Source organism: Shewanella ulleungensis, assembly GCF_014648315.1.
GTDB classification, from domain to species: Bacteria; Pseudomonadota; Gammaproteobacteria; order Enterobacterales; family Shewanellaceae; genus Shewanella; species Shewanella ulleungensis.
The window spans coordinates 97,205-106,355 of the sequence record NZ_BMQW01000012.1 but is presented as its reverse complement, the minus strand read 5'-3'; the positions used below and the strand labels follow the sequence as shown (position 1 = coordinate 106,355).

Below are 9,151 nucleotides of genomic sequence, written 5' to 3'. Positions count from 1 at the left end.
TATTCGGTTAAGAATATTTCGGCTCAATGAATTCTACTGTCATAATTCGCTTCGCTCAAAGAGCTTACAAATTACTCACTACATTGCTGTAGTGTCATATTACTATGAACATTCTCATCATTGAGTTAAATTTTTTGATTGCCTACATTCCGAAGAACAAGAAGACAATTTCGAATAACTCAATACCTGTGAATGTCCACACAGATTTCTTGTTTAGATTGTTAAAGAGCGTACTAATACCAAAAGAATCAACCTTTCGCTTAGTGGCCGTTGACGCTAGGTCGTTGGCTTGGGCTGCGTATTCTACGCTTTCCCGGGTTGGCGTCAAGTGTTTTTTCAAACTTTCTTTTCGCCTTGAACTCAGTGTTTTGAAGCACTTGGTTCAACCTCACTCGGTGACTGCTTTCGCTGTCTGCCGTTTCAGTGGATGCGCATTATAGGCACCGAGAGATTTAGTGCAACCCCTTTTTTAAGGTTATTTATCTTTTTTGACTTGTTTGCAGATAATTTAGCCTGACCAGCTAGTTTTTAAGCATTATACTGTCATAAACCATGAATATATAAGGATTGTTATGTCTACGAACGTAAGAACTTACCAAGGAATACACCCTGATTTAGCTGATAGTGTCTATGTTGATGAGTCGGCTGTGCTTGTCGGTGATATAAAATTAGATCATGACGCGAGTGTTTGGCCACTTGTTGCCGCTCGTGGAGACGTGAATAAGATCCGCATTGGTAAACGTAGCAATGTTCAAGATGGCAGCATATTACATGTTACTCGAAAATCTGCTGCTAACCCTGAAGGTCATCCATTGATTATTGGTGACGATGTAACGATTGGCCATAAGGCAATGCTGCATGGCTGTAAGATTGGTCATCGGGTTTTAATTGGAATGGGCGCAATATTACTTGATGGTGCAATAGTAGAAGATGATGTCATTGTGGGTGCGGGGTCATTAGTCCCTCCAAATAAAACTTTGCAAAGTGGCTACTTATATGTCGGCAGTCCATGTAAGCAAGTAAGACCATTAACTCCAGAAGAACGTGCTTTTTTACCACTTTCGGCAGATAACTACGTTCGTTTAAAAAATGAGTATTTAGTAGACTTACAGCAATAAACCTTTTTACAGTGTAATGGCCAAGTTTTCCTTGGTCCATTACATACCTTCGTTGTCATCACTCTCCACACACTTTTTTTGATACTATTGGTTGATAAACTAATGCGGTCTTATATGATAGCAGCTCAATACAGATGTAATTTTCGCGATGTATTGTCGCAACAATAAATATAATAAGTCGTTATACTGAGCATTATTGTAGTTGAGATAACATATTATTTTTAAACCTAACTGCTATCACCGATTTTTAACAAGGATGGTTAAGTGAAAGCCATGAAGCACGCTAAGACTAAATATATTAGCTATCTTGGTGCTAAGCAGCATCTAATACTCTTGATTATTCCTTTATTGCTCATCAGCATTATCACCTTCATAGTGTTTGATGAGGTTAGTACTTATCTATACCTATCCCTCATTAGTTGCGGTTACATAATTTGCTACGTCATAACATACTTGGCCCATAGACAAAATATGTTACGTCTTTGGCAACATCTAGAACATGTAATCTACATAAGTGACACAACTTATGAGTTAGTAAACTTATCGAGTCAATACGATTCAGAACAAGCTTTTTTAGATGCGCTACTTCTAAAGGCTATAAATGTTATAAATGATGCTGAAATGGGCAGTATCATATTGGTAGATAATCAGACAAATCAGTTGCAGTTTGAATCTGTGATTGGGCTAAATAGTGATGCCTTGCAAGATATTAACTTTACCCTAAAAGACACCTTTTTATATCGATTGACTCAAGGACGTTGCCATAAAACGGTTGTCATTAGTAACATCAATGCTAAAAGCCCCAAGCAATATGATCAATTTGTACTCCCAAATGCTTCAACAAAACCAATTTGTTCCACCTTGTCTAGCCCAATCCGTATTGACGGAGAGCTTTACGGGATGATGAATTTAGATAGTAATAAGATTGATGCCTTTAGTGATTACGATATAAACCTAGTTAACATTCTTACATCAGAAGCAGCAAACGCAATATCACTGTATCAAAAATCTAAAAAAATTGAGCTCTTAGCAGATTATGATGGATTAACCGAGCTTTATAATCGCAAAAAATTTGATGCTATGATTCTTCAATGGCAACACCACCCTGAATTAGCAAGCTATATCATTATTTTAGATATGGATAATTTAAAACCCTTGAATGATCTGCACGGACATCAAGCTGGTGACGATGCATTAAAGACGTTTGCTCAATCTTTAAAATCACTATGGCATCCTCATTTTTTAGTCGCGAGATATGGCGGTGATGAATTTATTGTTTTATGTCGTGGCCCCATCAATATCTTAGAGCAACAAATAACACAGCTACAAAATGACTTATCTCAGTTAGACCCTGCGATTTATTTTAGCTATGGATTTGCCCAATATGATCAAGATTGGGCTAACGCGTTTAAACAGGCTGATCATAATATGTACAGTCAAAAGCGAATGAAGAAACAACGTAATCAACCTTAAACTAGAACAATGTCACCACTGTCATTAAAAGCTTCTTGTTCGATCAATGCTTCAGCTTGGTCTTCAATATCAAAACGACATTGCTCAAATAGACACATAGCATTGCCTTCACTGACAACTTGTTTATCGCAAAGCTTACTGATGGCAGAGAAACTGACATAGCAATTGATATGCATCCCTTGCTGTTGGGCGATAAACCTCACGTTATCAACTTCGATAAATACTTGGTCTGTAAAAATGACGCTTTGATTCATTAATCGACGGCCTTTTGTGCTAATAATTCTCGAAGCTTACGCATAACAGGTCCTTTATCTGGGTTAACATCTCGCCATAAGTTAAAACTCGCCGCAGCTTGTCCAACTAACATGCCTAAACCGTCTGCGGTTTTACGTGCATGCTGATCTTGAGCCCATTGATTAAAGACTGTAGTTTGTTGACTATACGTCATGTCGTAACAGTCCGTAGTTTCATCAACGATAGTATCGGGTAGTGAAATAAGCTGCCCCGACAAACCCGCTGAGGTTGAGTTAATCACTAAATCAAATGGCGAATTTAACTCTTCAATCGGTTTAGCAAAAAAGTTACCGTACTCATTAAATAACTTTTGTAGTTGTTCGGCTTTCTCGTGAGTTCGATTGCAAATAACCAATTGAGACACATTATGCTGCAAAATAGGTAAAATACAGCCTCTAGCCGCGCCACCAGCACCCACCAGCAATACGCGCTTACCTTTTAACGAACCAAACAGCATTTCCAGGTCATTGACCAAACCGACACCGTCGGTATTATCACCGGCAATTCTTCCATCAGGTAAATTAAACAGCGTATTAACTGCCCCAGCCAATTTAGCCATGTCACTTAACTCATCACACATGACAAACGCTTGCTCTTTAAAAGGCGCAGTAACATTAGCGCCTTTACCACCGTTAGCAAAAAACTCAGTTAACGAAGCAGAGAATTGATCAACCGGCGCTAAAATGGCTTCATAGCTCATATCTTGCTGAGTTTGCTCTGCAAACTCGCTATGAATAAATGGCGACTTACTTTGGGCAATAGGATTGCCAAATACTGCGTATTTGTCGGTCATCAAACTCTCTCTTCATTCATATTGATTTAATCTAACGATATCCTGCAGGCATATCTGTTTTATTCAAATAACGCTCTCGCAACTCATCTTGGCGACTTTGTAAGGATTGTTCTTCACCTGCTATCCACATTTTTTGAACTTTACTGCTAAATTCAAATGGGTCGCCACTCCACAATACTAAGTCCGCAGGTTTACCTACGGCAATACGACCGCTGTCTAGATGAAAAATATCAGCAATGTTAGCCGTAACAGCAGCAAGTGCGTCATCATAATTCATACCATTCGCAACCGCGTTACCAGCGCTGTAGCGCAATGCATATATACTATGGCTATCTCCAGGTAAAGCAATCGCTACTTTAACGCCTGCTTTTGCAAGCTTACCTGCATTATTAAGCGAGTTATGCAGAGAGTCAAAACTGTCTGGTAAATTTCGCATGGCATCTATCACCACAGGAATATTGGCTTGAACCAATTGCTCTGCGACTACCACAGCATCGGCGCCATTAACAATCACTACATCTAAGTCATAATCTTGCTTAAGCTTAATTAAATGAATGATATCGCTCGCACGGTCAACTGCTACAATCAATGGTTTCTCACCAGATAACACAGCTGCAATCACACGGTCTTCACGACTAGGCTCTTCATCACTGCTATCTTTAGCTTTCTTTTGAGTTTTGCTTTCTTGGGAAAGTGCTTTTTTCGCGTCATCTAACTTATAGATAAGCTGCTGCATTCCCATTGCACGAGACCCTTCATCCGTGGCCCCTAGTTGTACAAACAAACCAGTATTGCTAGCAATAACACTATCAAATTCACCGGTTAGGTCTACTACAAATGTTTGCCCAGCAAAAATACTTTCTCCACCTCCAGAGGTGACAATATTGCGTGTAATCCCCCCCTTACGGGCAAAGGAAATGGTGGTGGCTTTAGGATTAAAAGCAAGGCTTGGATCAAAGGTGATATTAGCCTCTTTGTCACTGGCATCCCTAGAGGTGGCTACAGCGCCGACTTCGACTAATCCCATATCATTCATCGCAGCGATAAAACCGGGCGTTAACATTGCCCCTTTTGCATCGATAGTCTTATCGGCTTGCGAGCTTTGTGGATTAATCGCTGTAATCGTGCCGTTTTCGATCACCACGGTCGCATTGTTTAGTACACCCTGTTCTGTTGCTGTGTGCACAGTGGCATTAATAATTGCTACGCTTTCTGCTTGAGCAACATTCGTGCTCAAAGCCAAACTAATAGATAAGCTCATAGCAAGTGCTGATTGGGTAAATCGTGTCATTGTCTTGCTCCTTATTGCTGACCTAACATAAAGTCACTTTGCGCCTGAAAGGCTGGGTCTTGGCGGTCATACACTTTGGCGCCATCAATAAATACTTTTTCAGCTTGGGCATATACGCTAAATGGGTTGGTATTCCAAATCACTACATCTGCGTTTTTACCGGCTTCAAGCGAACCCGTTTTGTCACTTATGCCTAATGATTTAGCTGCATTAGCGGTAATCCAGCCAATCACATGTTGTTCTGTTAACTCAAAACCGTTGTCGTTTGCTGCATGCATGATTTTAGCGGTTTCTTGATTAAGGCGCTGAATAGTCACGCCAGAATCGGAGTGAACAATGGCACATGAGTTTTTTACGGCATCAACCATGGCTACATTTTCAAGAACCATGTCGTAAGCTTCAAGTTTAAAGCCCCACCAGTCAGGCCACATGGCTGCACAGTTACCATTTTCTGCGAGCAAGTCTGCAATTTTGTAAGCTTCGACTGCATGGTGAAATGTCCCTGCGTGATAACCAAACTCTTTACCTAAGTCGATCATCATTGCCATTTCTTCGGCTTTATAACAATGATTATGAATGAGGATGTCACCTTCAAGTACACCTTTAAGAGTGTCCTTCATTAAATCACGCTCAGGGGCAACGGGGTTTTTACCTGCGGCGTAGTCTGCATCATATTTGTCCCACGCGCGTTTGTATTCAGTTGCTTGAATAAAGGCGGTTCGATAGCCTGCCATATTACCCATACGTGTCATGGGTAATTCATTACGGCTACCGTAAAGGTTTTTAGGATTTTCTCCACAGGCCATTTTTAACCCATATGGCGCTTGGGGGAACTTCATCGCTTGCATTGTGGTGGCTGGGACATTTTTTAATGTCACCCCGCGCCCACCAATTAAGTTGGCTGAGCCGGGTAAAATTTGTAGCGTGGTAATACCGCCTTCTCGTGCACGGTTAAAACCTGGATCTTGTGGCCATACGCTATGCTCTGCCCAAACCTCAGCCGTAACAGGGTTGGTCATTTCATTGCCGTCATTATGTGACTCAGCATTGGGGCTTGGATATACACCTAAATGTGAATGCACATCAATAATACCTGGAGTAATCCATTTACCTTTGGCATCAACAATCACCGCGCCTTCAGCAACTAACTGTTGTCCTACGGCGCTAATTTTACCCTCTTTAATGAGTACGTCAGCATCATTAATACGCTCACCAGTCCCGGTTAATACGGTGGCATTTTTAAGTAACATCGTTGAATTAGGTAACGCATGATAAGTGCTTGGGTATGGATTAGCGTTGATGATAACTTGCGGGTCTTGTTGTTCTGCAGGGCTGCAACCGGCTATTGCGGTAGCTAACGCCACAGCAACCAAAGAAGGCGTGAATTTTGCCATTAGGGTCTCCTTTCTTATTTTGCGACCAATCTAACCAAGTTAACGATTGAAATACAGCGTAATCGTTAAATAATTGGTATCAAAACGTTAACAACTAAATGTTCCAGCAATCGCAATGATTTCGATATAGTTTTAGATATAATAGCGCTGACATTCCTCAACACAGACAATATGAACTGGTTACGTAAGTTATTCGCTAAGCCACAAACAATTGATGATAGAGATACGACGCAATCTAACGCTTACGATATTATTGGTGGCGACAAAGTGATCCGTGCGATAGCTCATGACTTTTATCTGCAAATGCAAACTAGACCTGAAACTCAAAGCCTGTTGGCTATTCATAGTTCACCCATTTCTGACTCTGAGCAAAAATTATATGAATTTTTAAGTGGTTGGCTTGGCGGACCGCAGCTGTACCAACAAAAACATGGTCACCCAGCGCTCAGATCAAGGCACATGCCTTTTGCGATTGATGAGTCGATGCGAGATCAGTGGTTAATATGCATGCGCGCGGCAATTAGTAATTCAATAAAAAAGCCTGAACATCAACAAGTAATTATTCAGGCTATTTCGACATTAGCAGACAATATGCGTAACCGATAGCGCTCTATGTTGAGAGGACTCGCTCAGAGTTAAGCTTGTGCTAACCAATCTTGTGGTTTTAGGTATACGTCGTACAACTCTGCTTCTGCTGTGCCGTCTTCTGGGGCAAATGCATATTCCCAGCGGACTAATGGCGGCATCGACATCAGTATTGATTCGGTGCGCCCACCAGTTTGTAGGCCAAACAAAGTACCGCGATCGTAAACCAAGTTGAATTCAACATAACGGCCACGACGGTATAACTGGAATTGACGTTCATCGTCGCCATATTCTAACGCTTTGTTACGTTCTACTATTGGTGCATAAGCTTTGATAAACCCATTACCAACCGCTTGCATAAAGGCAAAACTACGTTCAAAACCAGGCTGATTTAAATCATCAAAAAATAAGCCTCCCACACCACGAGTTTCATTTCGATGCGGTAAAAAGAAGTATTCATCACACCACTTTTTATACTTTGGATAAACATCTTCACCAAAAGGGTCACAAATATCTTTAGCAGTTTGATGCCAGCTAATCACATCTTCTTTAAACGGATAATAAGGAGTTAAGTCAAAACCTCCACCAAACCACCAAACGGGGTCTGCGCCTTCTTTACGGGCAATAAAAAAACGTACGTTAGCATGAGTTGTCGGAATAAACGGGTTATGAGGATGGATAACTAATGAAACTCCCATGGCTTCAAAACTACGACCGGCTAATTCTGGACGATGTGCAGTAGCGGATGCAGGCATAGCAGCCCCCATAACATGCGAGAAATTAACCCCTGCTTGTTCAAATACCTGTCCTTGAGTTAGCACCCTACTTGTGCCGCCGCCACCTTCTTCACGTTCCCATGAGTCGGCTTTAAACGTTGCTTTACCGTCGAGCAGCTCTAAACGCTGACAAATATTTTGCTGAAGAGCCAACAGAAACGACTTAACCTGTTGTGCATCCGGCACCTGGTGTTGGGTATTGGACATGTTATTAACTTCCACTTCGAAGAATTTGACCACTGCGGGCGTCAATAATGGTCGATGGCTGACGCTGCTCGCCAAGTTGACCTAAAATTAATGCCTCAATTTTATCGCTAAAATCAGTGAGGATTTGTTGTGCATCTATCACAGGAGGCTCTCCCGCTAAATTGGCGCTAGTCGATACTAATGGTTTATTAAGCGTGTCGCAAAGTTCACGCACAACGGGATGAGCAGATACTCGAACCGCGATTGAATCAAACTCACCACATAATAATTTTGATACGTGTACCCTGATTGGCATCACAAACGTGAATGGCCCAGGCCACTTTGATTGCGCAAACTGTAACTGCGATTCCGTCAGCTTAGCAACATCAATGTAAGGTAATAGCTGTTCAAATGAGCTTGCCACCAAAATAAGCCCTTTTTGCCAAGGTCGTTGTTTTACTGCCAGCAATTTTTCGATGGCGGCATCATTATCAGGATCGCACCCTAAACCAAATACAGCTTCTGTTGGGTAAGCTATTACGCCACCTTGTAGTATGGTGGTGGCGACAGCCGATGGCTGCAATTGCAACATTGGATTTCCTTTCATCAATTTATTGGTGGTGATAACGAATTAAAGCGCTCGCTTATATTTACAAGATTTTTGCGGACATTCAAGGCGACTGCCAGCAGCACCTTTACGTTCCACTAATATCCCAAAGCCACAATCCGGGCAAGGCTCATTATAAGGAGGATAGTTTACGATAAACTTGCATTTAGGGTAGGCACTACAAGCAAAAAAAGTCTTACCATAACGGCTGGTCCGAGACTCCAAATGACCTTTATTACATTGAGGACATGCGATTTTCTCAACCTCATTACTGTGGTCATGTTTTTCAATGTGAGTGCATTCTGGATAGTGAGTACAACCAATAAAAATACCAAAACGACCAGACTTGACAGCCAACTCATGGCCACATTTAGGGCATTGAGAACCACTAATCACTTGTGTTTCTATTGACTCATGTTGCACTAACGGCCGAGTATAATCACAGGTTGGGTAATTATTGCAACCAACAAAGCTGCCATGTTTACTGTGTTTAACCGACAGCTCAGAACCACACACAGGACAAAGCTCAAACTCTTTTTCCAGTGCATGCTCGTGGACAGTAAACAACTGTTGATCAATTTTCGACATGGTGCTCTCAATAAATAATATTGTATAGATCTAAAAAAGGAGGCTA

At 41.4% G+C, this 9,151-nt stretch carries 10 protein-coding genes; 3 read left to right on the top strand and 7 right to left on the bottom strand.

What is annotated here, in order from left to right; genetic code table 11:
- Window positions 1–572 precede the first annotated feature (572 nt).
- Window positions 573–1,118 carry a gamma carbonic anhydrase family protein gene (locus IEY40_RS17950; RefSeq protein ID WP_188958630.1) on the top strand — a complete coding sequence of 182 codons (546 nt, stop codon included), beginning with the start codon at window positions 573–575 and terminating at the stop codon, window positions 1,116–1,118.
- Between the two features lie 273 nt (window positions 1,119–1,391).
- Complete coding sequence (locus tag IEY40_RS17945; protein WP_188958640.1) at window positions 1,392–2,591, top strand: sensor domain-containing diguanylate cyclase; 1,200 nt, start codon at window positions 1,392–1,394, stop codon at window positions 2,589–2,591.
- Here IEY40_RS17945 and IEY40_RS17940 read toward each other — a convergent pair.
- The 4 genes from IEY40_RS17940 to IEY40_RS17925 are packed head-to-tail and all read right to left on the bottom strand — an operon-like array spanning window position 2,588 to window position 6,363.
- Window positions 2,588–2,845, bottom strand: a complete 258-nt coding sequence (locus IEY40_RS17940; RefSeq protein WP_188958629.1) for a DUF1488 family protein — start codon at window positions 2,843–2,845, stop codon at window positions 2,588–2,590. The two genes, IEY40_RS17945 and IEY40_RS17940, sit on opposite strands and share 4 nt — an antisense overlap.
- Window positions 2,845–3,678, bottom strand: coding sequence for a shikimate dehydrogenase (aroE, locus tag IEY40_RS17935; RefSeq protein ID WP_188958626.1), 834 nt, complete (start codon window positions 3,676–3,678; stop codon window positions 2,845–2,847). Before aroE ends, IEY40_RS17940 begins: the two co-directional genes overlap by 1 nt.
- A gap of 31 nt (window positions 3,679–3,709) precedes the next feature.
- Window positions 3,710–4,969, bottom strand: a complete 1,260-nt coding sequence (locus IEY40_RS17930; RefSeq protein ID WP_188958625.1) for an amidohydrolase family protein — start codon at window positions 4,967–4,969, stop codon at window positions 3,710–3,712.
- Between the two features lie 11 nt (window positions 4,970–4,980).
- Window positions 4,981–6,363 carry an amidohydrolase gene (locus tag IEY40_RS17925; protein WP_188958623.1) on the bottom strand — a complete coding sequence of 461 codons (1,383 nt, stop codon included), beginning with the start codon at window positions 6,361–6,363 and terminating at the stop codon, window positions 4,981–4,983.
- 171 nt (window positions 6,364–6,534) lie between these two features.
- On the opposite strand from IEY40_RS17925, the gene IEY40_RS17920 reads away from it, so the two are divergent.
- Window positions 6,535–6,969, top strand: coding sequence for a group II truncated hemoglobin (locus IEY40_RS17920; protein WP_188958621.1), 435 nt, complete (start codon window positions 6,535–6,537; stop codon window positions 6,967–6,969).
- 29 nt (window positions 6,970–6,998) lie between these two features.
- Here IEY40_RS17920 and hemF read toward each other — a convergent pair whose 3' ends face one another.
- The 3 genes from hemF to IEY40_RS17905 are packed head-to-tail and all read right to left on the bottom strand — an operon-like array spanning window position 6,999 to window position 9,105.
- Window positions 6,999–7,931 carry an oxygen-dependent coproporphyrinogen oxidase gene (hemF, locus tag IEY40_RS17915; RefSeq protein WP_188958620.1) on the bottom strand — a complete coding sequence of 311 codons (933 nt, stop codon included), beginning with the start codon at window positions 7,929–7,931 and terminating at the stop codon, window positions 6,999–7,001.
- Window positions 7,932–7,935: 4 nt separating this feature from the next.
- Entirely contained in the window at window positions 7,936–8,502 is a 567-nt protein-coding gene (gene tsaC / locus IEY40_RS17910; RefSeq protein ID WP_188958619.1) for an L-threonylcarbamoyladenylate synthase type 1 TsaC, read from the bottom strand.
- Between the two features lie 39 nt (window positions 8,503–8,541).
- Window positions 8,542–9,105, bottom strand: coding sequence for a DNA topoisomerase family protein (locus tag IEY40_RS17905; protein ID WP_188958618.1), 564 nt, complete (start codon window positions 9,103–9,105; stop codon window positions 8,542–8,544).
- Between the last annotated feature and the right edge of the window lie 46 nt (window positions 9,106–9,151).